This window comes from Pseudomonas sp. ATCC PTA-122608 (assembly GCF_001952855.1).
Classification (GTDB): domain Bacteria; phylum Pseudomonadota; class Gammaproteobacteria; order Pseudomonadales; family Pseudomonadaceae; genus Aquipseudomonas.
Map to the genome: position 1 here is coordinate 14,710 of NZ_LPNO01000019.1, position 23,281 is coordinate 37,990.

General features: G+C 59.2%; 21 protein-coding genes. 5 read left to right on the forward strand and 16 right to left on the reverse strand.

Going from position 1 to position 23,281, the window contains the following annotated elements; translation table 11 throughout:
* Nucleotides 1-3 precede the first annotated feature (3 nt).
* From rnhB to rpsB, 15 genes are all read right to left on the reverse strand, one after another.
* On the reverse strand, nt 4-636 hold the full coding sequence (gene rnhB, locus AU074_RS17490) for a ribonuclease HII (protein WP_017479407.1): 633 nt from the start codon (nt 634-636) through the stop codon (nt 4-6).
* Nucleotides 633-1,772: a lipid-A-disaccharide synthase gene (gene lpxB, locus AU074_RS17495; protein ID WP_076015781.1), complete on the reverse strand. Its 1,140-nt coding sequence runs from the start codon at nt 1,770-1,772 to the stop codon at nt 633-635. Before lpxB ends, rnhB begins: the two co-directional genes overlap by 4 nt.
* Nucleotides 1,773-1,774: 2 nt before the next feature.
* On the reverse strand, nt 1,775-2,551 hold the full coding sequence (gene lpxA / locus AU074_RS17500; RefSeq protein ID WP_076015782.1) for an acyl-ACP--UDP-N-acetylglucosamine O-acyltransferase: 777 nt from the start codon (nt 2,549-2,551) through the stop codon (nt 1,775-1,777).
* Nucleotides 2,548-2,988, reverse strand: a complete 441-nt coding sequence (gene fabZ, locus AU074_RS17505; protein ID WP_003219309.1) for a 3-hydroxyacyl-ACP dehydratase FabZ — start codon at nt 2,986-2,988, stop codon at nt 2,548-2,550. The genes lpxA and fabZ overlap by 4 nt, the downstream gene beginning before the upstream one ends.
* A gap of 110 nt (nt 2,989-3,098) precedes the next feature.
* Nucleotides 3,099-4,154, reverse strand: coding sequence for a UDP-3-O-(3-hydroxymyristoyl)glucosamine N-acyltransferase (gene lpxD, locus AU074_RS17510; protein ID WP_076015783.1), 1,056 nt, complete (start codon nt 4,152-4,154; stop codon nt 3,099-3,101).
* 3 nt (nt 4,155-4,157) lie between these two features.
* Nucleotides 4,158-4,661 carry an OmpH family outer membrane protein gene (locus AU074_RS17515; RefSeq protein WP_033902788.1) on the reverse strand — a complete coding sequence of 168 codons (504 nt, stop codon included), beginning with the start codon at nt 4,659-4,661 and terminating at the stop codon, nt 4,158-4,160.
* 44 nt (nt 4,662-4,705) lie between these two features.
* Nucleotides 4,706-7,093 carry an outer membrane protein assembly factor BamA gene (bamA, locus tag AU074_RS17520; protein ID WP_076015784.1) on the reverse strand — a complete coding sequence of 796 codons (2,388 nt, stop codon included), beginning with the start codon at nt 7,091-7,093 and terminating at the stop codon, nt 4,706-4,708.
* Nucleotides 7,094-7,167: 74 nt separating this feature from the next.
* Complete coding sequence (gene rseP / locus AU074_RS17525; protein WP_076015785.1) at nt 7,168-8,520, reverse strand: sigma E protease regulator RseP; 1,353 nt, start codon at nt 8,518-8,520, stop codon at nt 7,168-7,170.
* A 53-nt stretch (nt 8,521-8,573) separates the two neighbouring features.
* Nucleotides 8,574-9,764, reverse strand: a complete 1,191-nt coding sequence (ispC, locus tag AU074_RS17530) for a 1-deoxy-D-xylulose-5-phosphate reductoisomerase (protein ID WP_076015786.1) — start codon at nt 9,762-9,764, stop codon at nt 8,574-8,576.
* Nucleotides 9,761-10,567, reverse strand: coding sequence for a phosphatidate cytidylyltransferase (locus AU074_RS17535; RefSeq protein ID WP_076015787.1), 807 nt, complete (start codon nt 10,565-10,567; stop codon nt 9,761-9,763). The genes ispC and AU074_RS17535 overlap by 4 nt, the downstream gene beginning before the upstream one ends.
* Nucleotides 10,567-11,322 (reverse strand): polyprenyl diphosphate synthase, encoded by a 756-nt coding sequence (uppS, locus tag AU074_RS17540; RefSeq protein WP_003219323.1) that lies wholly within the window; start codon nt 11,320-11,322, stop codon nt 10,567-10,569. Before uppS ends, AU074_RS17535 begins: the two co-directional genes overlap by 1 nt.
* Before the next feature lie 17 nt (nt 11,323-11,339).
* Nucleotides 11,340-11,897 (reverse strand): ribosome recycling factor, encoded by a 558-nt coding sequence (frr, locus tag AU074_RS17545; RefSeq protein ID WP_010176756.1) that lies wholly within the window; start codon nt 11,895-11,897, stop codon nt 11,340-11,342.
* A complete protein-coding gene (gene pyrH / locus AU074_RS17550; protein WP_003219327.1) occupies nt 11,894-12,637 on the reverse strand; it encodes a UMP kinase in 744 nt (247 codons plus the stop codon). The genes frr and pyrH overlap by 4 nt, the downstream gene beginning before the upstream one ends.
* A gap of 211 nt (nt 12,638-12,848) precedes the next feature.
* The gene (tsf, locus tag AU074_RS17555) at nt 12,849-13,712 is read right to left on the reverse strand and encodes a translation elongation factor Ts (RefSeq protein ID WP_076015788.1); all 864 of its coding nucleotides are present in this window, start codon (nt 13,710-13,712) and stop codon (nt 12,849-12,851) included.
* Nucleotides 13,713-13,904: 192 nt separating this feature from the next.
* A complete protein-coding gene (gene rpsB, locus AU074_RS17560) occupies nt 13,905-14,642 on the reverse strand; it encodes a 30S ribosomal protein S2 (protein WP_048719953.1) in 738 nt (245 codons plus the stop codon).
* 385 nt (nt 14,643-15,027) lie between these two features.
* Between rpsB and map the strand changes: the two genes are divergently transcribed.
* The 3 genes from map (at nt 15,028) to dapC (ending at nt 19,819) form a co-directional block, all read left to right on the forward strand.
* The gene (gene map / locus AU074_RS17565) at nt 15,028-15,810 is read left to right on the forward strand and encodes a type I methionyl aminopeptidase (RefSeq protein ID WP_076015789.1); all 783 of its coding nucleotides are present in this window, start codon (nt 15,028-15,030) and stop codon (nt 15,808-15,810) included.
* Nucleotides 15,811-15,871: 61 nt separating this feature from the next.
* Nucleotides 15,872-18,574 carry a [protein-PII] uridylyltransferase gene (locus AU074_RS17570; protein ID WP_076015790.1) on the forward strand — a complete coding sequence of 901 codons (2,703 nt, stop codon included), beginning with the start codon at nt 15,872-15,874 and terminating at the stop codon, nt 18,572-18,574.
* Nucleotides 18,575-18,619: 45 nt separating this feature from the next.
* A complete protein-coding gene (gene dapC / locus AU074_RS17575; RefSeq protein WP_076015791.1) occupies nt 18,620-19,819 on the forward strand; it encodes a succinyldiaminopimelate transaminase in 1,200 nt (399 codons plus the stop codon).
* A 158-nt stretch (nt 19,820-19,977) separates the two neighbouring features.
* Here dapC and AU074_RS17580 read toward each other — a convergent pair whose 3' ends face one another.
* On the reverse strand, nt 19,978-21,621 hold the full coding sequence (locus AU074_RS17580; RefSeq protein ID WP_076015792.1) for a Na+/H+ antiporter: 1,644 nt from the start codon (nt 21,619-21,621) through the stop codon (nt 19,978-19,980).
* A 213-nt stretch (nt 21,622-21,834) separates the two neighbouring features.
* On the opposite strand from AU074_RS17580, the gene AU074_RS17585 reads away from it, so the two are divergent.
* Both AU074_RS17585 and dapD read left to right on the forward strand, forming a co-directional pair.
* The gene (locus AU074_RS17585; RefSeq protein ID WP_076015793.1) at nt 21,835-22,197 is read left to right on the forward strand and encodes an ArsC family reductase; all 363 of its coding nucleotides are present in this window, start codon (nt 21,835-21,837) and stop codon (nt 22,195-22,197) included.
* A gap of 33 nt (nt 22,198-22,230) precedes the next feature.
* Nucleotides 22,231-23,265, forward strand: coding sequence for a 2,3,4,5-tetrahydropyridine-2,6-dicarboxylate N-succinyltransferase (gene dapD / locus AU074_RS17590; protein ID WP_076015794.1), 1,035 nt, complete (start codon nt 22,231-22,233; stop codon nt 23,263-23,265).
* Nucleotides 23,266-23,281 lie beyond the last annotated feature (16 nt).

Below are 23,281 nucleotides of genomic sequence, written 5' to 3' on the forward strand. Positions count from 1 at the left end.
CTGCTAAACCTCGATCAAGCTTTCCCGGGCCTCGTAAGCCTGGCGAACCGGGGCGAACGAGCGGCGGTGGATCGGGGTTGGGCCCAGGCGAGCCAAAGCTTCCAGATGAACGGGCGTCGGATAGCCTTTGTGTCCACCGATGCCGTAGCCGGGGTAGATCAATTCGAAAGCCGCCATTTCACGGTCACGGCTAACCTTGGCCAGGATCGAGGCAGCGGCAATCGCCGGCACCTTGCTGTCGCCCTTGACCACTGCTTCCGCCGGCATTGTCAGCTTCGGGCAGCGGTTGCCGTCGATCATCGCCATTTTCGGCGTGATGTGCAGGCCTTCGATGGCGCGCTGCATGGCCAACATGGTGGCGTGCAAAATATTCAGCTCGTCGATTTCTTCGACTTCAGCCCGGGCGATATGCCAGCTCAGGGCTTTCTCACAGATCTCGTCGTAGAGTTTTTCACGACGGGCTTCGGTGAGTTTCTTCGAATCGTTGAGACCGAGGATCGGACGGTTCGGGTCGAGAATCACCGCGGCGGTGACGACTGCGCCGCACAGCGGGCCACGACCGACTTCGTCGACGCCGGCCACCAGATCAAGAGCATCGGCGACCAGGCTGAAATCCAGGCCCATTTGCGTCTTCATAGGGTTTCCTGTTTATGGCCGATCAAGGTCAGCACAGCATCTGCCGCCTGGTTCGACGCATCACGGCGCAGGGTACGATGGATTTCGTCGAAACCACGGGTTTGTTCTTCGCCGCCATCGATCAACGGGAGCATGGTGTGCGCCAAGGCTTCAGGCGTCGCGTCGTCCTGCAGCAATTCGGGCACCAGCAGTCGCTGGGCCAGCAAATTGGGCAGGGAAATGTAAGGGCTTTTGACCATACGCTTGAGAATCCAGTAGGTCAGCGGCGCGAGGCGATAGGCCACGACCATAGGGCGCTTGTAGAGCAAGGCCTCCAGGGTCGCGGTGCCGGAGGCGATCAGCACCGCATCGCATGCAGCCAGCGCCAGGTGCGAGCCGCCGTCGAGCAAGGTCAACGGCAAGTTGCGGCCTACCAGCAATTCTTCAACTTGCGCGCGACGCTGAGGGCTGGCGCACGGCAATACGAAGCGCACGCCCGGCTTCAGCGCTTGCAGGCGTTCGGCAGCATCAAAAAACAGTGCGCCGAGACGACCGACTTCGCCACCACGGCTACCCGGCATCAGGGCGACCAAGGGTCCGTCGGGCAAGCCCAGTTCGGCACGCGCCGCAGCACGGTCAGCCTGGAGCGGGATGGTATCGGCCAGGGTGTGGCCAACAAACCGCACCGGCACGCCCTTCTCCTCGTAGAACCTGGCCTCGAACGGCAGCAGGGTCAGCATCAGGTCGCAGCCTTCGCGAATCTTCAGCACGCGCTTTTGCCGCCACGCCCATACGGACGGGCTGACGTAATGCACGGTCTTGATCCCGGCCTGACGCAACTTGAGTTCGATATTGAGGGTGAAGTCCGGAGCGTCGATTCCGATAAAGACGTCGGGCTTTTCTTCGATCAGGGACTGAATCAGCTTTTTGCGGCGAGCCAGCAGCTCACGCAACCGACCCAGCACTTCCACCAGCCCCATGACCGACAAGCGCTCCATGGGAAAGTAGGACGTGAGGCCTTCAGCCTGCATCAGCGGACCGCCGACACCAATGAATTCAACCGCCGGATGCTGGAGCTTGAGGGCCCGCATCAGGCCTGCACCGAGAATATCGCCGGAAGCTTCTCCGGCCACCAACGCTATACGCAGCTTGGCCATGATCAGCGAGTGATGCCGCGAGTCGACGACTGGATCGAGTCACGGAATATTGCGACTTCCGGAAACAATGTTGCGGGTTCCGTCAGTTCGGTCAAAGCCTGGTCGACCGTCAGCCCCTGGCGGTAAACCACCTTATAGGCGCGGCGCAGGGCATGGATCGCGTCTTCGCTGAAACCCCGACGGCGCATGCCTTCGAAGTTCATGCTGCGGGCTTCGGCCGGGTTGCCGAATACCGTGACGAACGCCGGAACGTCCTTGCCGATGGCGGTACCCATGCCGGAAAAGCTGTGGGCGCCGATATGGCAGTACTGATGCACCAGGGTGAAGCCGGACAGGATCGCCCAATCGTCCACATGCACGTGGCCAGCCAACGCAGTGTTGTTGACCAGAATGCAGTGGTTGCCGATGACGCTGTCATGGCCGATGTGCGCGTAGGCCATCACCAGGTTGTGATCACCCAGGGTGGTCTCTGCGCGGTCCTGAACGGTACCACGGTGAATGGTCACGCCTTCACGGATGATGTTGTGATCTCCGATTACCAGGCGCGTCTCTTCCCCCTTGTACTTCATGTCCGGAGTGTCTTCGCCTATCGATGAAAACTGATAGATGCGATTGTGTTTGCCAATCCGCGTCGGGCCTTTGAGGATTACATGCGGCCCGATGACTGTCCCCTCGCCGATTTCCACACCTGCGCCGACGATCGACCAAGGGCCGACCTCAACGTCGGCGGCCAGTACGGCCGTCGGATCGATGATTGCGCGAGGGTCAATCAAACTCATAGTTTGCGTTCCGCACAGATGATTTCAGCCGAGCACACCGGCTTGCCGTCGACCGACGCCTGGCATTCGAACTTCCAGATCTGGCGCTTGCAGCTGATGAACTTGGCTTCCAGGATCAACTGGTCACCCGGGGTCACCGGGTTGCGGAAGCGCAGTTTGTCGGAGCCCACGAAATAGTAGAGCGTGCCATCGGCAGGCTTCAGGTCGAGCATTTTGAAACCAAGGATACCGGCAGCCTGGGCCATCGCTTCGATGATCAAAACGCCTGGCATGATGGGATGCGCAGGGAAGTGACCATTGAAGAACGGTTCGTTGATGCTGACATTCTTGTAGGCACGAATGCGCTTTTCCTCAACATTGAGGTCCGTTACTCGGTCCACCAGCAGGAACGGGTAACGGTGAGGCAGGTATTCGCGAATCTCGTTGATGTCCATCATTTCGGGGGGAAGCCTGTAATAAAGATTGGGAGCGTGCGGACTAAGGCACGCCCCTCTAGCAAATCAAGGAGGCAGTCTAGCGGCTGTGCACACTTGATATGGAAATGGTATCAGCCATCTGATGAAGCATTACCGCCAGGGGTCACGTCCCCAACACGCTTTTCCAGATGTTTCAGGCGCCGAGCGATATCGTCGAGCTGCCTCAGACGCGCCGCGCTCTTGCGCCATTCGGCCGCAGGCTGCATGGCCGTACCGGATGAATAGGACCCAGGTTCGGTAATCGAATGGGTCACCATGGTCATGCCGGTGATGAATACGTTGTCGCACACTTCGATATGGCCCACCAGGCCTACACCGCCGGCGAGCATGCAATGCTTGCCAATCTTGGTGCTGCCGGAAATCCCCACGCACGCCGCCATGGCGGTGTGATCGCCAATCTGCACGTTGTGGGCAATCTGAATCTGGTTATCCAGTTTCACACCGTTACCAATGACGGTATCGGCCAAGGCGCCGCGATCAACAGCAGTATTGACGCCAATTTCCACGTCATCACCGATCAACACGCCGCCCACTTGGGCAATCTTGTGCCAAATACCTTTCGCGTTGGCGAAGCCGAAGCCCTCGCCGCCGATCACAGCACCTGACTGAATCACTACACGCTCACCGATACGCACGTCGTGGTACAGGGTCACGCGAGGAGCCAGCCAACCACCGGCACCAATCTCACTGCGGGCGCCGATAAAGCACTGGGCGCCTATCGTTACACCCGCGCCGATACGTGCGCCGCTTTCGATCACCACAAAAGCACCAATGCTCGCGGCAGGGTCAACCTGCGCGTCATCCGCGATTACCGCCGAAGGATGGATTCCCGCGGCAGCCTTGGGTTTTGGATCGAACAGGTGCGATGCCCGGGCATACGCCAGGTACGGGTCGGCAACAACCAGCGCATCCCCGGCAAACTCTTCGGCGTCAGCGGCCTTCAGCAACACGGCTGCGGCACGGCTTTCGCCCAGGTATTTACGGTATTGGGGGTTTGCAAGGAAGCTCAACTGAGCTGGGCCAGCCTCCTGCAAGGTGGCTAGCCCAGTAATTTCCTTCTCCGGAGAGCCACGTAAGGTGGCCCCCAGGAACTCGGCCAATTGGCCGAGTTTGATAGTCGCAGTCATGGCTTACTTCAGCTGATTCATGCGCTCGATCACCTGACGGGTGATGTCGTACTGAGGTTTAACGTCGATGACTGCACCGCGTTCGAATACCAGGTCAAAGGCACCTTTCTTGATGACTTCTTCCACAGCGCTGTCGAGTTTCGGCTTGAGTTGCTTGAGCATTTCGCGGTCGGCAACAGCCTTGGCTTCGTTCAGCTCCTTGGACTGGAACTGGTAGTCACGGGCCTTTTGCTTGAATTCAAGCTCCAGACGCTCGCGCTCGCCTTGCTGCATCTTGTCGCCACCGGCTACCAGACGATCCTGGATACCCTTGGCGCTGCTTTCCAGCGTCTTCAGCTTGGTCAGCTGCGGACCGAATTTCTTCTCGGCATCCACGGCGTATCTCTTGGCCGCATCGGATTCCAGCAGAGCCATCTGATAGTTCAGAACAGCAATCTTCATTTCGGCAAAGGCCGGGGTCGCTACCAGGACAGTCGCCAGGAGAACCAATTGAGTCAACTTACGCACGATGCACTCCTACAAATCCGTTGTCGTTATCTTGGGTCAGACGCTTAGAACGTCTGGCCGAGGGAGAATTGGAAAATCTGGGTTTCAGCGTTATCCGGTTTCTTGATCGGCATGGCCAGAGCAAAGCTCAATGGGCCCAGCGCCGTCACCCAGGTCACGCCCACACCTACAGAGCTTGCCAGGTTGCTCAGACTTACGTCGTTGCATTGCGTGTTGGACTTCGAGCCATTCGGGTTGGTGACCTGTTCGCACTTGGAGTCGAACACGTTACCCACATCCCAGAAGACCGACGTACGCAGGGAACGTTGATCTTTCACGAATGGCAGCGGGAACAGGATTTCCGCACCACCCTGGATCAGCACGTTACCACCGAATGGCAGCGGGTCGTTGTCCGAGTCAGCCACGGTACCTTTGTTACCCGTTACATCCGCACCACGACTTGGGGTACCACGAGGGCCCAAGGTGCTGTCTTTGAAACCACGTACCGAGTTGAAACCACCCGCATAGTAGTTCTCATAGAACGGCAAGCCGCTGGTCGAACCGTAACCATCGCCATAACCCAGTTCGGTGTGCAGGCGCATGGTGTAGTTTTCGCTCAATGGCTGGAACAACTGGCCACGGTAGTCGAGTTTGAAGAACGACAGGTCGCTGCCCGGCGTGGTGGCTTCCAGAGTCAGGCTCTGGGAATGGCCACGGGTCGCCAGTACACCTTTGTTCAGGGTCGATTCCGACCAGCCGGCCGAAGCCTTGAAGTTCAGGAACTGGTCGCCTTCTTTACGCACGAAGTTGAAGATCTCATCCACGGTGTACACACCAGTCTTGATCTTGTCCTGTTGCGCGGTCAGGCCGAAGGTCAGACGCGAGGTCTCACTGATCGGGTAACCAATGTTGGCGCCAACACCCAGGCTGTCGATTGCATAGCTTGCAACATCAACGTCGAGGTCTTTGTAGTCGGTTGTGCGGTAGAAGGCGTTGTAGCCCAGGCTCACACCGTCAGCAGTCCAGTAGGGGTCGACATAACCGAAGTTATAGCGGCTCTGGTATTCGCTTCGGGTCAGCCCGATGGAAACCTTGTTACCGGTACCGAGGAAGTTGTTCTGGGTAATCGAACCACCGAGGATCAGACCGGCACTCTGGGCGAAACCGACACTGGCGGTAATCGAACCGGAGGCTTGTTCTTCTACGGCGTAGTTCACGTCAACCTGGTCATCCACGCCCGGTACAGCCGGGGTTTCAACGTTGACTTCTTTAAAGAAGCCCAGGCGCTCAAGTCGAACCTTGGACTGGTCGATCAGGTAAGTCGACGCCCAGCCACCTTCCATCTGACGCATTTCGCGACGCAGCACTTCGTCAGCAGACTTGGTGTTGCCACGGAAGTTGATGCGGTTCACGTAGGCACGCTTGCCCGGGTCTACAACGAAGGTGATGTCTACCGTGTGGTCTTCGTCGTGCGGGGTCGGTACGCCGTTGACGTTGGCGAAGGTATAGCCTTCGTTACCCAGGCGACGGGTGATCAGTTCGGACGTGGTGGTCATCAGCTTGCGCGAGAACACCTGGTCTTTCTGCACCAGTAACAGGGACTTGACCTGGTCTTCAGGCACTTTCAAGTCACCGCTGAGCTTGACGTCACGAACCTTGTACTTCTCGCCTTCGTTGACGTTGACCGTGATATAGACGTGCTTCTTGTCCGGGGTGATGGACACCTGGGTCGAAGCGATATCCATATTGATATAGCCACGGTCCAGGTAGTAGGAACGCAGGCGCTCCAGGTCACCGGACAGTTTTTCGCGAGCGTACTTGTCATCGTTCTTGAAGAACGACAACCAGTTGGTGGTCTTGAGTTCGAACAGGTCAACCATGTCGTCATCAGAGAACTTGGTGTTACCCACCACGTTGATGTGCTGGATCGCCGCCACGGTGCCTTCGTTGATGTTGACCTTCAGGCCGACGCGGTTACGCGGCTGCGGCACCACTTCAGTCTCGACGGTAGCCGAGTAACGGCCCTGGGCAACGTACTGGCGTTGCAGCTCGTTACGCACGCCTTCGAGGGTGGCACGCTGGAAGATCTCGCCTTCGGCAAGGCCCGATTGCTTGAGGCCTTTCATCAGGTCTTCAGTGGAGATCGCCTTGTTTCCTTCGATCTCGATACTGGCGACAGAAGGCCGCTCGACGACGGTGATGACGAGGACGTTACCTTCGCGACCCAGTTGGATATCTTGAAAGAACCCGGTTTTGAACAGCGCACGAGTGGATTCCACCAGGCGACGGTCATCAGCCTGTTCCCCGACGTTCAACGGCAAGGCACCAAAGACGCTACCCGCGGAAACCCGCTGGAGGCCGTTGACGCGAATATCGGAGATGGTGAAGGACTCGGCGTGAACTTCGGCGATCATCAATACGGTGAGAACCGCAGTTAGCAGCAGACGTTTCATGAAGTCCTTTCTTATTCCAACTGGCAATAAACAAACTGCCGCAAAATGCGGCAGATTCGCAATTCAGCGAAGCGTTACAGACGTCCCAGATCGTTGACCAGAGCTAACAACATCACCCCGACCACCAAACTGATACCGATCTGTATCCCCCAACCCTGCACCCGATCCGACAAGGGGCGACCACGCGCCCACTCGACCAGATAAAACAACAGATGCCCCCCATCCAATACTGGAATGGGCAACAAATTCAGAACCCCAAGGCTAATACTCAGATAAGCCAGGAAATTCAGRAAATCTACAACGCCCGACTGGGCAGAAGCGCCCGCCACTTTAGCAATGGTTATCGGTCCACTCAAGTTTTTTACCGAGAGCTCGCCGAACAACATTTTCTTGAGGGAATCGAGGGTCAGCACACTCATGGTCCAGGTGCGTCTCGCACCCTCGCCAATTGCCGCCAACGGCCCGAAACTGATCTCTCGCACCATCGACGGTGGCCACTCGACACCCTTAACACCGGCACCCAGGTAACCCCCGGCCGCCTTGGCTTCCCCGCGAACCGCCAGGGTTACAGGGACGTCGATTTGAGCACCATCGCGCTCAACTTTCAGCACAATTTTGGTATCAGGCCGAACACGCACCAGATCCACCACTTGCTGCCAGTCACCCAGCGCCTGGCCATCAAGGGCCAACAGGCGATCACCGGTTTTCAGACCTGCGGCCTGGGCCGGCCCTTTCGGATCCAGCTCTGCCAGCACCGGCGGCAAGGCCGGACGCCACGGACGGATACCCAGGGACTTGATCGGATCAGGCTCATCGGAGCCCTTCAGCCAGTGGTCCAGGGTCAGCTCTCGCGCAGTTTCCGTGGTGGAGTCCTGCTCGCGCACCACCAACTTCACGATGCCGCTTTCACCCAGGCGACGCACCAACTGCAAATTGACCGCGCCCCAACCGGTGGTTGGTTCGCCATCAACTGCGACAATTTCTTGCCCGGCGGTCAGGCCAGCCTTGGCTGCCATGCTGTCCGCCTCGACCGCACCAATGACCGGCCGCACCTGCTGGCTGCCCAGCATGGCCAGGACCCAGAAGAACACCATGGCCAATAGAAAGTTGGCTATCGGGCCTGCTGCAACAATGGCGATACGCTGACGAACGGTCTTGCGATTAAAGGATTGGTCCAACTGATCAGCTGGCACTTCGCCTTCGCGCTCATCGAGCATCTTGACGTAGCCGCCCAACGGAATGGCCGCAATCACAAACTCGGTGCCGCGACGATCATGCCAACGCACCAAGGGCATGCCGAAGCCTACGGAAAAGCGCAGTACCTTGACGCCGCAACGACGCGCGACCCAGAAATGGCCGAACTCGTGGAAGGTAACCAGCACACCCAGAGCAACCAGGGTGCCGACAATCATGTAAAGCGCACTCATCTAATTTCTCCGCATTTCAATCCAGTGCCTGAAGGCTCGAAAACGCCCAAAGACTAACGCGTATTGCGGCTCAACCACTGCTCGGTCAAGGCCCGAGCCTTTGTATCTGCCTCGAACACTGCGCCCAGGTCATTCACGGCGACAACGGGCTCAAGGTTTAAAACGTCCTCGATGATACTCGCGATCTGCGGAAAGCGGATGCGTCGGTCAAGAAACGCCGCCACAGCCACTTCATTGACCGCATTCAGCATCGCCGGGGCACTGTTACCTGCCTCGGCAGCTTGCCGCGCAAGACGCAGGCAAGGGAAGCGTTGCTCGTCGGGCGCTTCGAAGTCCAGACGGGCAATGGCAAACAGATCCAACGGCGCAACACCCGAATCAATCCGCTCCGGCCACGCCAGCGCATTGGCGATCGGCGTGCGCATGTCCGGATTGCCCAGCTGGGCCAATACCGAGCCATCCACGTAATCCACCAGGGAATGAATCACACTTTGCGGGTGGATCACCACCTCGACCTGATCCGGCCGGGCATCGAACAGCCAGCAGGCCTCGATCAGCTCCAGGCCTTTGTTCATCATGCTCGCTGAGTCCACCGAGATCTTGCGACCCATGGACCAGTTCGGATGAGCACACGCCTGATCAGGAGAAACATGCTCCAGATCGGCCAGCGGCGTCTGTCGGAACGGGCCGCCGGAGGCCGTCAGCAGAATCCGGCGCACACCCACCTGGCTCAACCCACGGGCGAAATCACCGGGCATGCACTGGAAAATCGCGTTGTGTTCGCTGTCCAGCGGCAACAGCACGGCGCCGCTTTTGCGCACCGCCTGCATAAAGAGCGCACCGGACATTACCAGGGCTTCTTTATTGGCCAGCAGAATCTTCTTTCCTGCATCAACGGCCGCCAAGGTCGGACGCAAGCCGGCAGCACCGACAATCGCCGCGACGACGGTGTCGACATCGGGGTCAGCCGAAACCTGGCACAACCCCTCCTCCCCCACCAATACCTGAGTCGCCAGGCCCGCAGCGCGCAGGTCATCCTGCAAACCACGTGCGGCCGCCGCTTCGGGTACGACGGCGTATTGCGGCGCGTGTCGCACACACAGCGCCAGCAGTTCGCTCAGGCGACTGAAGCCGGTCAATGCGAATACTTGATAACGCTCGGGATGACGGGCAATCACATCCAAAGTGCTTAGCCCCACCGAGCCGGTAGCGCCCAGCACGGTCACCTGTTGCAGGCGGCTCACGAGGCAGCCATCCACAGCAGTACAGCAAAGATCGGGATCGCGGCCGTCAGGCTGTCGATGCGGTCCAGCACGCCACCGTGACCCGGCAGCAGGTTACTGCTGTCCTTGATCCCGGCCTGGCGCTTGAACATGCTTTCAGTCAGGTCACCGACCACCGAGATGAACACGACCACGGCCGCCCCCACCAGGGACAGAAGCATTTCCTTGACGGTCCAGCCACGCACTACACCGACCACCAGGGTAATCACCAGGGTCAGGGCCAGGCCGCCATACACGCCTTCCCAGCTTTTACCCGGGCTGACAGCCGGCGCCAGCTTGCGCTTGCCGAAGGCACGACCGGAGAAATAAGCACCGATATCAGCACCCCACACCAGCACCATCACCGCCATGATCAGCCAGTTGCCCAGCTGCATGTGCTTGATATAGACCAGCCCTTGCCAAGCGGGCAGCAGGATCAAAAGACCGATCACCAGCTTGCAGGCGACACTCGACCAATGGCTGCTGGTGCCAGGATAGGTCAGCACCAGATAGGTCGCCAACGCCCACCACAGCACCGCCGCACCCAGCACCCAAGGCGCCACGTCCGGCAGGATGTACATCAGGAACATCAACAGTGCCACGACAGCGGCGTACACCACACGCGGCAACTGCGCCGCGAAACCGGCGAGCCGCGCCCATTCCCAGGCACCCAGTGTCACCACCAGGCCAATGAACAGCGCGAAATTTGCACCTTCAAGCAGGAAAAACCCGCACAGGGCAATAGGCAGCAGGATCAGCGCCGTGATGATTCGTTGTTTAAGCATTAAACCCGGGCTCCAGCTTCGATCTGCTCGCTCGTTTTACCGAAGCGACGCTGACGGGAAGCGAAATCGGCCAGCGCATTGCGCATGGCATCGTGTTTGAAGTCCGGCCAGAACAGGTCGGAGAAGTACAGTTCGGTATAGGCCAACTGCCACAACAGGAAGTTGCTGATGCGATGGTCGCCACCGGTACGAATGCACAGGTCCGGCAGCGGCAGGTCGCCGGTTACCAGACAGGTTTGCAACAGTTCGGGGGTGATGTCTTCGGGGCGCAAATGACCGGCTTGCACTTCCCGCGCAAGACGCTGCGCTGCCTGGGCAATATCCCACTGGCCGCCGTAGTTGGCTGCGATCTGCAGCACAAAACGGTTGCTGCCGGCAGTGATCGCCTCGGCTTCGCGCATCGCCGCTTGCAGCTCCGGATGGAACCGCGAACGGTCACCGATGATGCGCAGGCTGATGTTGTTCTCGTTCAGGCGCTTGGCCTCACGACGCAGGGCCTTGAAGAACAGGTCCATCAAGGCACTGACTTCCTCGGCCGGGCGCTGCCAGTTTTCACTGGAGAACGCGAACAAGGTCAATACTTCGACCTTGGCCTCGGCGCACACCTCGATCACGGCACGCACCGCATCGACACCCGCCTTATGCCCGGCAACGCCAGGCATAAAGCGCTTCTTCGCCCAGCGATTATTCCCGTCCATGATGATCGCGACATGGCGCGGCACCACGGAGGGCACAGTCTGCTTGGTCTTTTCCATGAAGGCGTCCTGACCCCTTATACGGCCATCAGGTCCTTTTCTTTATCTTCCGTGGCCTTGGTGATCTGGGCCTCGGCATCTTTAGTCAGCTTATCGATATCGGCGACGGCACGGCGCTCTTCGTCTTCACTGATTTCCTTGTCCTTGACCAGCTTCTTCAGGTCACCCAAGGCATCACGACGAATGTTGCGCACGGCAACACGTGCATCTTCAGCTGCGCTGCGCGCCTGCTTGGTGAAGCCCTTGCGGGTTTCTTCGGTCAGGGCTGGCATGGAGATCAACAACAATTCGCCCAGGTTGGTCGGATTGAGGTTCAGGCCGGCGCTCTGGATGGCTTTGTCGACGGCGCCGAGCATGTTGCGCTCAAAGGCTACGACTTGCAGGGTGCGCGAATCTTTTACAGTGATGTTGGCCACTTGGGTGATGGAGGTATCAGCGCCGTAGTACGGCACCATCACGCTGCCCAGAATGCTTGGGTGAGCCTTGCCGGTACGAATCTGGCCAAATGCATGGTTCAGAGAGTCCAGGGATTTCTGCATGCGCTCTTGAGCGTCTTTTTTGATTTCGTTGATCATTGTTCGATTTCCTCGATCAGAGTCCCTTCCGCGCCGCCGTGTACGATGTTCAGCAGGGCGCCGGGCTTGTTCATGTTAAATACGCGCAGCGGCATCTTGTGGTCGCGGCACAAGCAGATTGCCGTCAGGTCCATCACGCCCAGCTTGCGATCCAGCACTTCATCATAAGTCAGATGATCGAACTTCTCGGCATGCGGGTCTTTGAATGGGTCTGCGGTGTAAACACCGTCAACCTTGGTGGCTTTGAGCACCACGTCCGCGTTGATCTCGATACCACGCAGGCAAGCTGCCGAATCGGTGGTAAAGAACGGGTTGCCGGTACCGGCAGCAAAAATCACTACCTCTTTGGCATCCAGGTGACGCATGGCTTTGCGACGATCATAGTGATCCGTTACGCCAACCATGGAAATAGCCGACATGACGATGGCGGTGATGTTGGCGCGCTCAAGGGCGTCACGCATCGCCAGGGCGTTCATCACAGTGGCCAGCATGCCCATGTGGTCGCCTGTCACCCGATCCATGCCAGCAGCGCTCAGTGCCGCACCGCGGAACAGGTTGCCGCCGCCGATCACCAGACCAACCTGAACACCGATACCGACCAGTTGGCCGACTTCCAGCGCCATGCGATCGAGCACTTTGGGATCGATCCCAAACTCTTCCGAGCCCATCAGGGCCTCGCCGCTAAGCTTGAGTAGAATGCGTTTATAGCGAGCCTGATGACCACTGCCCTGCTGAGCCATTGCGAATCTCTCCTGCGGCGTATTTTTTGAAAATTCTTGGCAAGCCGTTTACGGCCTGCGTTCACTCTAGCTTGACGCTGTCACAGCGCCATCGGAACACGGCTTTGTAAGCCAGTTCCAAAGGGAAACCAATAAAAATCGATCACCCCATTTGAAAAGAGGCTGCGCGCGTAAGCGGGCAGCCTCTTTTGGGCGACAGTTGAAAACTGTCTTACTGCTTGGCGGCAGCCAGCTGGGCAGCAACTTCTTCAGCGAAGTTGTCGACCGGCTTCTCGATACCGTCGCCTACTTTGTAGTAAGTGAAGGAAACGATTTCAGCACCGGCTTTCTTGGCCAGTTCGCCAACCTTGATTTCAGGGTTCTTGACGAACGCCTGCTCAACCAGGGAAGCCTCAGCCAGGAACTTGCTGATGCGGCCTTTGATCATGTTTTCAACGATGTTTTCCGGCTTGCCGGCGATTTTGTCAGCGTTGAGGCTCAGGAACACGGCTTTTTCGCGTTCGATTGCTTCAGCGGACACTTCCGATGGCAGCAGGAATTCAGGGTTGCTGGCCGCTACGTGCATAGCGATGTCTTTGGCCAGCTCAACGTTGCCGCCTTTAAGGGCAACCACAACGCCGATCTTGTTACCGTGCAGGTAACCACCGACAACATCACCTTCAACGCGAGTCAGGCGACGGATGTTGACGTTTTCGCCAACTTTGCCGACCAGTACCAGGCGAGCAGCTTCTTGAGCTTCGATCAGCGGAGCGACGTCAGTCAGCTTGTCAGCGAACGCTTTTTCAACGCTTGCAGCAACAAATGCCTTGAAGTCGTCCTGCAGAGCCAGGAAGTCGGTCTGCGAGTTCACTTCCAGCAGAACGGCGGTTTTACCGTCTTCTTTAAGAGCGATAGCGCCTTCAGCAGCTACGTTGCCTGCTTTCTTGGCTGCCTTGATGGCGCCCGAAGCACGCATGTCATCAATGGCTTTTTCGATGTCGCCGCCGGCCTTGGTCAAGGCCTTTTTGCAATCCATCATGCCTTCGCCGGTACGCTCACGCAGTTCTTTAACCAACGCTGCAGTAATCTCTGCCATTTTCAAAATCCTCTTGGATAGGTTTTCAACCATTCCACCCGATTGAACGGGCGATCAATTCTTCCCGAATCACCCTTGTAGGCCGCTGCACGTTACAGATGTTGTAGCTGCGCTGCCGACAAATGGTTTTCGAGGTGGCAAAAAGGGGGCCAAGCCCCCTTTTTGCTTACTGAGTCAACGCCAAGGCGTCAGTTACTCAGCTGCTGCTACCGGAGCTTCTTCAACGAACTGCTCGGTGCCGCCAGCAACGTGGTTGCGGCCACGGATTACAGCGTCAGCCATCGAACCCATGTACAGCTGGATAGCGCGGATTGCGTCATCGTTGCCTGGGATGATGTAGTCAACGCCATCCGGGCTGCTGTTGGTATCGACTACGCCGATAACCGGGATGCCCAGCTTGTTGGCTTCGGTGATCGCGATGCGCTCGTGATCAACGTCGATAACGAACAGTGCGTCAGGCAGACCGCCCATGTCCTTGATACCACCCAGGGAACGATCGAGCTTTTCCAGGTCGCGAGTACGCATCAGCGCCTCTTTCTTGGTCAGCTTGGCGAAAGTACCGTCTTCGGCTTGCACTTCAAGGTCACGCAGACGCTTGATGGAAGCACGGATGGTTTTGAAGTTGGTCAGCATGCCGCCCAACCAGCGGTGATCGACGTACGGCGAACCGCAACGTGCTGCTTCTTCAGCAACGATCTTGCCAGCGGAACGCTTGGTGCCGACGAACAGAATCTTGTTTTTGCCCTGGGCCAGGCGCTCTACGAAAGTCAGAGCTTCGTTGAACATTGGCAGGGTTTTTTCAAGGTTGATAATGTGGATCTTGTTACGCGCGCCGAAAATGTATTTACCCATTTTCGGGTTCCAGTAACGGGTCTGGTGACCGAAGTGCACACCGGCCTTCAGCATATCGCGCATGTTGACTTGGGACATGATAGTTCCTTAATAAGTCGGGTTTGGCCTCCACGTATCCCAATGACCAACCAGCGGCATTCGCCTCCGGCACCCAGGTCATCGTGTCGACACGTGTGTGGATTTAAGCTTTGCGGGGTATCCCCGGAAAGCGGCGCATTTTATACCACAGAGCTTGCAAAAACGAAACCCGCAATCACATTTGCCGTCAGTCGCTTTTGCCTAAGCCTTTGAATAGAGCCAGAATGCCCCCATCCTTATAGACAGAAGCGATCGCCAGACGCTCATGGTTTCACCCCCGCGTCTGCTAGAATCGCGTTTTTTGGGCTTGTGCGAATTCTGCAACCTTTTGTCGCACACCCGTAAACCGTATTGATTTCAGCGCGTCGCGCTAGAGAGAGCCTGTATGACCGTCACCCTCAAAACCGCCGAAGACATCGCTGGCATGCGCGTTGCCGGCAAACTGGCTGCCGACGTGCTGGAAATGATTGCCGAACACGTCAAGCCCGGCGTCACCACCGAAGCGCTGGACCGCATTTGCCACGACTATATCGTCGACGTGCAAAAGGCCATCCCTGCGCCGCTGAACTACAAGGGTTTCCCCAAGTCGATCTGCACCTCGATCAACCACGTGGTGTGCCACGGGATTCCCGGCGACAAGCCGCTGAAAGACGGTGACACCCTGAACATCGACGTCACCGTCATCAAGGACGGCTACCACGGCGACACCAGCCGCATGTTCCACGTCGGCTCCGTGCCGGTCTGGGCCGAGCGCCTGTCGCAAGTGACCCAGGAATGCATGTACAAGGCCATCGAGATCGTCAAGCCTGGCTGCCGCCTGGGCGACATCGGTGAAATCATCCAGAAGCACGCTGAAAAGAACGGCTTCTCGGTGGTGCGTGAATTCTGCGGCCACGGCATCGGCAAAGTGTTCCACGAAGAGCCGCAGATCCTGCACTACGGCCGAGCCGGCACCGGCATGGAGCTGAAGGCAGGCATGACCTTCACCATCGAGCCGATGATCAACCAGGGCAAGGCCGACACCAAGGTACTGGGCGACGGCTGGACCGCCATCACCAAGGACCGCAAGCTCTCGGCCCAATGGGAACACACCCTGCTGGTCACCGACACTGGCTACGAGATCTTCACCCTGCGTGCCGACGACACGATTCCTCGCGTTTCGGCGTAATGTTTGCACCGGTTTTCTAATAGCAACGCTGTGACCCATAGATAGAAAGGAAAACCGATCAATGCCCCAGGTGGATCCCGAACTCTTCGACCGTGGCCAGTTCCAGGCGGAACTGGCGCTGAAGGCCAGCCCCATCGCCGCCTTCAAGAAGGCCATTCGTCAGGCCCGCGAGGTGCTCGACGAGCGCTTCCGCACGGGCCGGGACATCCGCCGGCTGATCGAGGACCGCGCCTGGTTCGTCGACAACCTGCTGCAAAAGGCCTGGGAACAGTTCAGTTGGAGTGAAGACGCCGATATCGCCCTGGTGGCAGTCGGCGGCTACGGCCGTGGCGAACTGCACCCCTACTCCGACATCGACCTACTGATTTTGCTGGACAGCGCCGATCACGAGATTTTTCGCGATTCCATCGAGCGTTTTCTGACCCTGTTGTGGGACATCGGCCTCGAGGTCGGCCAAAGCGTACGTTCAGTGGACGAATGCGCCCAGGAAGCCCGCGCCGACCTGACGGTGATCACCAACCTGATGGAAAGCCGCACCATCGCTGGCCCCGAGCGCCTGCGCCAGCGCATGCTGGAAGTCACCAGCACCGCGCGCATGTGGCCGAGCAAGGATTTCTTCCTGGCCAAGCGTGCTGAACAGAAAGCCCGGCACCACAAATACAACGACACCGAATACAACCTGGAACCCAACGTCAAAGGCTCCCCGGGCGGGCTGCGGGATATCCAGACGATTTTGTGGGTCGCGAGGCGCCAGTACGGCACCCTGAACCTGCGTGCCCTGGCCGGGGAAGGCTTCCTGGTGGAGAGCGAAAACGCCCTGCTGGCCTCCTCCCAGGAATTTCTCTGGAAAGTGCGCTACGCGTTGCACATGCTGGCCGGCCGCTCCGAAGACCGCCTGCTGTTCGATCACCAACGCTCTATCGCCACCTTGCTGGGGTTTGAAGGCGAAGACGCAAAGACCAGCATCGAAAGCTTCATGCAGCAGTACTACCGGGTGGTGATGAGCATTGCCCAGCTCAGCGACCTGATCATTCAGCATTTCGAAGAAGTGATCCTGGCCCCGGAAGACGAAGCACCGCCGCAGCCGATCAACTCGCGCTTCCAGTTGCACGATGGCTACATCGAGGCTCGCAACGACAACGTGTTCAAACGTACGCCGTTCGCCATGCTGGAAATCTTTGTGTTGATGGCCCAGCAGCCGGAAATCAAAGGCGTACGCGCCGACACCATTCGCTTGCTGCGGGAAAACCGTCACCTGATTGACGACGACTTCCGTAACGACATTCGCAACACCAGCCTGTTTATCGAGCTGTTCAAGTGCAAGATCGGCATCCACCGCAACCTGCGGCGCATGAACCGCTACGGGATCCTCGGGCGTTACCTGCCGGAGTTCGGCTTTATCGTCGGGCAGATGCAGCACGACCTGTTCCACATCTATACGGTGGACGCCCACACCCTGAACCTGATCAAGCACCTGCGTAAGCTGCAGTACACCCAGGTGTCAGAGAAATTCCCGCTGGCCAGCAAGCTCATGGCGCGGCTGCCCAAGCCTGAGCTGATCTACCTTGCCGGCCTGTACCACGACATCGGTAAGGGCCGTCACGGCGACCACTCGGAAATTGGTGCCGTGGACGCCGAGGCGTTCTGCCAGCGCCACCAGTTGCCGCTGTGGGACAGCCGCCTGATTGTATGGCTGGTGCAAAACCACCTGGTGATGTCCACCACCGCCCAGCGCAAGGACTTGTCCGACCCGCAGGTGATCCATGACTTCGCCCTGGCCGTCGGCGACGAAATCCGCCTCGACTACCTCTACGTGCTCACCGTCTCCGACATTAATGCCACCAACCCGACGCTGTGGAATTCCTGGCGCGCCAGCCTGTTGCGCCAGCTCTACACCGAGACCAAGCGCGCGCTGCGTCGCGGCCTGGAGAACCCGGTAGACCGCGAAGAGCAGATCCGCCGCACCCAAAGCGCGGCCCTGGATATTCTGGTGCGTGGCGGCAACGACCCGGACGACGTCGAGCAACTCTGGTCGCAGCTGGGAGACGACTACTTCCTGCGCCACACCGCCGGCGACGTGGCCTGGCACAGCGACGCGATCCTGCAGCAGCCGGCCGATGGCGGGCCGCTGGTGCTGATCAAGGAAACCACCCAGCGCGAGTTCGAGGGCGGCACGCAGATCTTCATCTACGCACCCGACCAACACGACTTCTTCGCCGTGACCGTGGCCGCGATGGACCAGCTCAACCTGAACATTCACGACGCCCGGGTGATCACCTCCAGCAGCCAGTTCACCCTCGACACCTACATCGTGCTCGACACGGAAGGCGAGTCCATCGGCGACAACCCGGAGCGGGTGAAAAAGATCCGCAAAGGCCTCACCGACGCGCTGCGCAACCCTGACGACTACCCGACCATCATCCAACGCCGGGTACCGCGCCAGCTCAAGCACTTTGCGTTCGCCCCCGAAGTCACTATCCACAACGACGCCCAGCGCCCGGTAACGGTGCTGGAACTCAGCGCACCGGACCGCCCGGGCCTGTTGGCGCGGATCGGCACGATCTTCCTGGAGTTCGACCTGTCGTTGCAGAACGCCAAGATTGCGACCCTGGGCGAACGGGTGGAAGACGTGTTCTTTATTACCGATGCCGACAACCAGCCGCTTTCCGACCCTGAACTGTGCCGACGCTTGCAGGAAGCCATCGTCCAGCAGTTGAGCGTCAACCAGGAGACCGGCGTCGAGATGTCACGCTTGAGCATCTGACCGACCGCCATTTTCAGCTTCCAATGAATTGAACGAGATTTATCGATGAACAATGCCCTGAACCAGTTGCAGCCCTACCCGTTCGAGAAATTGCGCGTCCTGCTGGGCAGCGTCACGCCGAACCCGGACAAACGCCCGATCGCCCTCTCCATCGGTGAGCCGAAGCATAAATCTCCGCAGTTCGTCGCCGACGCGCTGGCCAACAACCTCGACCAGATGGCGGTGTACCCGACCACCCTGGGCATTCCCGCCCTGCGCGAAGCCATTGGCGCCTGGTGCGAACGTCGTTTCAGCGTGCCCAAGGGCTGGCTCGACCCGGCGCGCAATATCCTGCCGGTGAACGGCACCCGTGAAGCGCTGTTCGCCTTCACCCAGACCGTGGTCAACCGTGGCGACGACGCGCTGGTGGTCAGCCCAAACCCGTTCTATCAGATCTACGAAGGCGCTGCGTTCCTCGCCGGGGCCAAGCCGCATTACCTGCCGTGCCTGGATGAAAGCGGCTTCAACCCGGATTTCGACGCCGTGTCGCCAGACATCTGGAAACGCTGCCAGATCCTGTTCCTGTGCTCGCCAGGCAACCCGACCGGCGCACTGATTCCCGTCGACACCCTGAAAAAACTGATCGCCCTGGCCGACGAATACGACTTCGTGATCGCCGCCGACGAGTGCTACAGCGAGTTGTACTTCGACGAACAAACCCCGCCGCCGGGCCTGCTCAGTGCCTGCGTCGAACTGGGTCGCCAGGACTTCAAGCGTTGCGTGGTGTTCCACAGCCTGTCCAAGCGCTCCAACCTGCCGGGCCTGCGTTCGGGCTTTGTGGCCGGGGATGCCGAAATCCTCAAGGGTTTCCTGCTGTACCGCACCTACCACGGCTGCGCGATGCCGGTGCAAACCCAACTGGCGAGCATCGCCGCCTGGCAGGACGAAGCCCACGTGCAGGCCAACCGTGATCTGTACCGGCAGAAGTTTGATGCCGTGCTGGCGATCCTGAAGCCGGTGCTGGACGTGCAAAACCCGGACGGCGGGTTCTACCTGTGGCCGAACGTGAGTGGCGACGATGCGGCGTTCTGCCGGGACTTGTTCGTGGAAGAACACGTGACCGTGGTACCGGGTTCGTACCTGTCGCGGGAAGTGGACGGGGTCAACCCAGGCGCCGGGCGTGTGCGCCTGGCACTGGTTGCGCCGCTGGCCGAGTGTGTGGAAGCAGCCGAGCGGATTCGCGACTTCATCACTCGCAATAAATAATTGCTCTGAATGTGGCGAGGGAGCTTGCTCCCGCTCGGCTGCGCAGCAGTCGTAAACCGGCTGACGCTGTTTCCCTGCATGAATGAAGTCGCCAGCGTTGGGGCGACTTCGTCACCCAGCGGGCGCAAGCTCCCTCGCCACAAGTAAGCACCGCGGTGTTATTTGACGTGACCCAGGTTCGCCTCGCTCATATCCAGATCCGCCAACACCTCCCGTAGCACGTCATCACCAATCTGGTGGTGACGACTCAGGCTATACAGCTCCAGGCGCTGCGCCCGCAGGGCCTTGAGCCGCAACTTGCGCTCCAGTTGGTCCATCTGAAACGCCAGCGCCTGGGCTTCGGCCGAATCATTGAACACCTCCAATTGATGACGATACTCCGACATCAACCGCGCCTTGAGCTCGGTGGCCAAGGCTGCCTGAGCGGCATCCAGAGGTGCAGCTTCAGCGGGTTCTTCGGTTTCGAGTGCATGGATAGCCGCCACGGCGGTCTTCTTCCAGGCCTCGCGCACTTCATTGTGGCGTTTCTCATCCGGGCTCTTCTCGATGCCGCGCAACAGCAGCGGCAAAGCGATGCAGGCCGCGACGAGCGACAGCAGGATCACACCGGCGGCGATGAAGATCAGCAGGTCGCGCTCCGGAAACGCTTCACCGGGAGCCAGCAGCAACGGCACCGACATCACACCCGCCAGGGTCACCGCACCACGCACCCCACCCACGGTCAACAGCCAGCAGGAACGGGCCGTTGGTACCAGCGTCAGCTCACTTTTCCCACGCAGGCGGCGCAGCAATCCCGACAGGCGCCAGATGCTTTGCACCCAGATAAACCGCAACACCACCAGCACCAGGAAAATCGCGATAACGTCCAGGCAGCGATACAGCAACGTCGGCCACAGCGTCGGCTCATGGCTGACCACCGCCTTGATAATGTCCGGCAATTGCAGGCCCAACAGCAGGAAGATCAGACCGTTGAAGGCAAACTCCAGCAGCGACCAGACACTGCGATTAAGCAAGCGGGTGCTGGTCTGGCGCGGCAGCAGGTCGAGCCAGCTTTGCATCATCCCTGCGGCCACCGCCGACAAGATCCCCGATGCGCCAAGGCGTTCAGCCAGCACGTAGGCAGCGAACGGCAGCAGCAACATGAACACCACGTGCGTCGCCGGGTCGTCCCAGCCCCGGGCAATCATCCAGGACCGCAGGCGGCCCACCAGCCAGCTCAACGCTACGCCGATGGCCAGGCCACCGACGGCTACCAGCACAAATGTCAGGCTGGCATTGGCCAGGGAGAACACCCCGGTTACCGCCGCCACCAGGGCAAACTTGAAGGTCACCAGGCCCGAAGCATCATTCATCAGCGCCTCGCCCTGAAGCATATGCATCAAAGGCGTCGGCAAGCGATTCTGGGAAATGGCCGACACCGCCACGGCATCCGTTGGCGACAACACGGCCGCCAGGGCGAAAGCCACCGGCAGTGGAATACTCGGCAACAACCAATGAATGAAGTACCCGGCACCGACCACGGTGAACAGCACCAGGCCCACCGCCAGCGTCAGGATCGGCCCGCGCAGGCGCCACAATTCTCTCTTGGGCATGCGCCAGCCGTCCGAGAACAGCAGCGGCGGCAGAAACAGGAACAGAAACAACTCAGGGTCCAGGGCCACATGCAGCCCCAGGGTCGGCCAGGCCAGCAAGGCACCGGCGGCGATCTGCACCAGTGGCAACGGCAGTGGGATGATGCGCCCGACAAGGCGCGAAACGCTGACCAGCATCAGCAGGATAAGTACGGTGTAGGCGGTTTGCATAACGCGGGATTCCCAGACAATCAACTTGCAACAACACACATCAGGCAACAACTCGCCGTTGAAGTGCCATATTAGCCGCCTATGCTGCGCGATGGCCTTTGCACAAAAGTCGCACGCGAGCAAAACGTAATGTTGACGAGCGGCGCCGAAAGCCGCTGGCCATGGCATAATCCGTGACCTTTCATTTGCGTCAGCCCAAAGGGGGGCAATTCCTTGACCGATTCAAGCAAAACGCTGCACCTTTTCGGCATCAAAGCCTGCGACACCATGAAAAAGGCGCGCACCTGGCTCGATGAACACGCTATCAAGTATGAGTTTCATGACTACAAAACGGCCGGTATCGACCGCGAACACTTGGCCCAATGGTGCAATGAGCACGGTTGGCAGGTGGTTTTGAACCGTGCGGGCACCACCTTTCGCAAACTCGAAGACGAACGCAAAGCCGATCTCGACCAAGCGAAAGCCATTGAATTGATGCTCGCGCTACCCTCGATGATCAAGCGACCTGTGCTTGATCTCGGTGACAAAACCCTGATTGGCTTCAAGCCAGATAGCTATTCGGCGGCCCTCAAGTAGGCCTGCCCACACCATTTTTGTAGAGGTAACAGCATGTCCAACTCCCTGTTCAGCCTGGGCTTCGGCGTCGGCACTCAGAACCGCCAAGGTGCTTGGCTGGAAGTGTTTTACGCACAACCGCTGCTCAATCCATCGGCTGAAGTCATCGCTGCCATCGCGCCGATCCTCGGTTACACCGAAGGCAACCAGGCGATCACTTTCACCGTCACCCAGGCCCTGCAACTGGCTGACGCGCTCAAAGGCGTCGACGCTGCCCAAGCCGCTCTGTTGAGCCGCCTGGCTGAAAGCCACACGCCACTGGTCGCCACCCTGCTGGCCGAAGACGCCGCACTGACGTCCACCCCTGAGGCTTACCTCAAGCTGCACCTGCTGTCCCATCGCTTGGTCAAGCCACACGGCCTGAGCCTGGCCGGTGTGTTCCCGCAACTGCCGAACGTGGCCTGGACCAGCCAGGGCGCGATCGACATCGCCGAGCTGGCCGAGCGTCAACTGGAAGCGCGCCTGCGTGGCGACCTGCTGGAAGTGTTCTCGGTGGACAAGTTCCCGAAAATGACCGACTACGTAGTGCCGAGCGGCGTGCGCATTGCTGATGCCGCGCGCATCCGCCTGGGCGCCTACGTGGGCGAAGGCACTACCGTGATGCACGAAGGTTTCGTCAACTTCAACGCCGGTACCGAAGGCCCGGGCATGATCGAAGGCCGTGTGTCGGCTGGCGTATTCGTCGGCAAGGGTTCGGACCTGGGCGGCGGTTGCTCCACCATGGGCACCCTGTCGGGCGGCGGCAACATTGTGATCAAGGTCGGCGAAGGCTGCCTGATCGGCGCCAACGCCGGTATCGGTATCCCGTTGGGCGACCGCAACACCGTGGAATCGGGCCTGTACGTCACCGCCGGTACCAAGGTTGCACTGCTGGATGAAGCAAACCAGCTGGTCAAAGTGGTCAAGGCCCGTGAGCTGGCCGGCCAGCCGGACCTGTTGTTCCGCCGCAACTCCGAGACCGGTGCCGTGGAGTGCAAAACCCACAAATCGGCCATCGAACTGAACGCAGCGCTGCACGCTCACAACTAAGCAGCGACTCGATGCC

What these genes read in the sequence shown, in the direction of transcription:
- AU074_RS17580 (WP_076015792.1), bottom strand. Translation starts at nt 21,621, where the DNA reads ATGCAAACCGCCTACACCGTACTTATCCTGCTGATGCTGGTCAGCGTT.
- bamA (WP_076015784.1), bottom strand. Translation starts at nt 7,093, where the DNA reads ATGAAACGTCTGCTGCTAACTGCGGTTCTCACCGTATTGATGATCGCC.
- rnhB (WP_017479407.1), bottom strand. Translation starts at nt 636, where the DNA reads ATGAAGACGCAAATGGGCCTGGATTTCAGCCTGGTCGCCGATGCTCTT.
- map (WP_076015789.1), top strand. Translation starts at nt 15,028, where the DNA reads ATGACCGTCACCCTCAAAACCGCCGAAGACATCGCTGGCATGCGCGTT.
- pyrH (WP_003219327.1), bottom strand. Translation starts at nt 12,637, where the DNA reads ATGGCTCAGCAGGGCAGTGGTCATCAGGCTCGCTATAAACGCATTCTA.
- dapD (WP_076015794.1), top strand. Translation starts at nt 22,231, where the DNA reads ATGTCCAACTCCCTGTTCAGCCTGGGCTTCGGCGTCGGCACTCAGAAC.
- rpsB (WP_048719953.1), bottom strand. Translation starts at nt 14,642, where the DNA reads ATGTCCCAAGTCAACATGCGCGATATGCTGAAGGCCGGTGTGCACTTC.
- frr (WP_010176756.1), bottom strand. Translation starts at nt 11,897, where the DNA reads ATGATCAACGAAATCAAAAAAGACGCTCAAGAGCGCATGCAGAAATCC.
- fabZ (WP_003219309.1), bottom strand. Translation starts at nt 2,988, where the DNA reads ATGATGGACATCAACGAGATTCGCGAATACCTGCCTCACCGTTACCCG.
- dapC (WP_076015791.1), top strand. Translation starts at nt 18,620, where the DNA reads ATGAACAATGCCCTGAACCAGTTGCAGCCCTACCCGTTCGAGAAATTG.
- lpxD (WP_076015783.1), bottom strand. Translation starts at nt 4,154, where the DNA reads ATGACTGCGACTATCAAACTCGGCCAATTGGCCGAGTTCCTGGGGGCC.
- lpxB (WP_076015781.1), bottom strand. Translation starts at nt 1,772, where the DNA reads ATGGCCAAGCTGCGTATAGCGTTGGTGGCCGGAGAAGCTTCCGGCGAT.
- lpxA (WP_076015782.1), bottom strand. Translation starts at nt 2,551, where the DNA reads ATGAGTTTGATTGACCCTCGCGCAATCATCGATCCGACGGCCGTACTG.
- uppS (WP_003219323.1), bottom strand. Translation starts at nt 11,322, where the DNA reads ATGGAAAAGACCAAGCAGACTGTGCCCTCCGTGGTGCCGCGCCATGTC.
- AU074_RS17570 (WP_076015790.1), top strand. Translation starts at nt 15,872, where the DNA reads ATGCCCCAGGTGGATCCCGAACTCTTCGACCGTGGCCAGTTCCAGGCG.
- AU074_RS17535 (WP_076015787.1), bottom strand. Translation starts at nt 10,567, where the DNA reads ATGCTTAAACAACGAATCATCACGGCGCTGATCCTGCTGCCTATTGCC.
- tsf (WP_076015788.1), bottom strand. Translation starts at nt 13,712, where the DNA reads ATGGCAGAGATTACTGCAGCGTTGGTTAAAGAACTGCGTGAGCGTACC.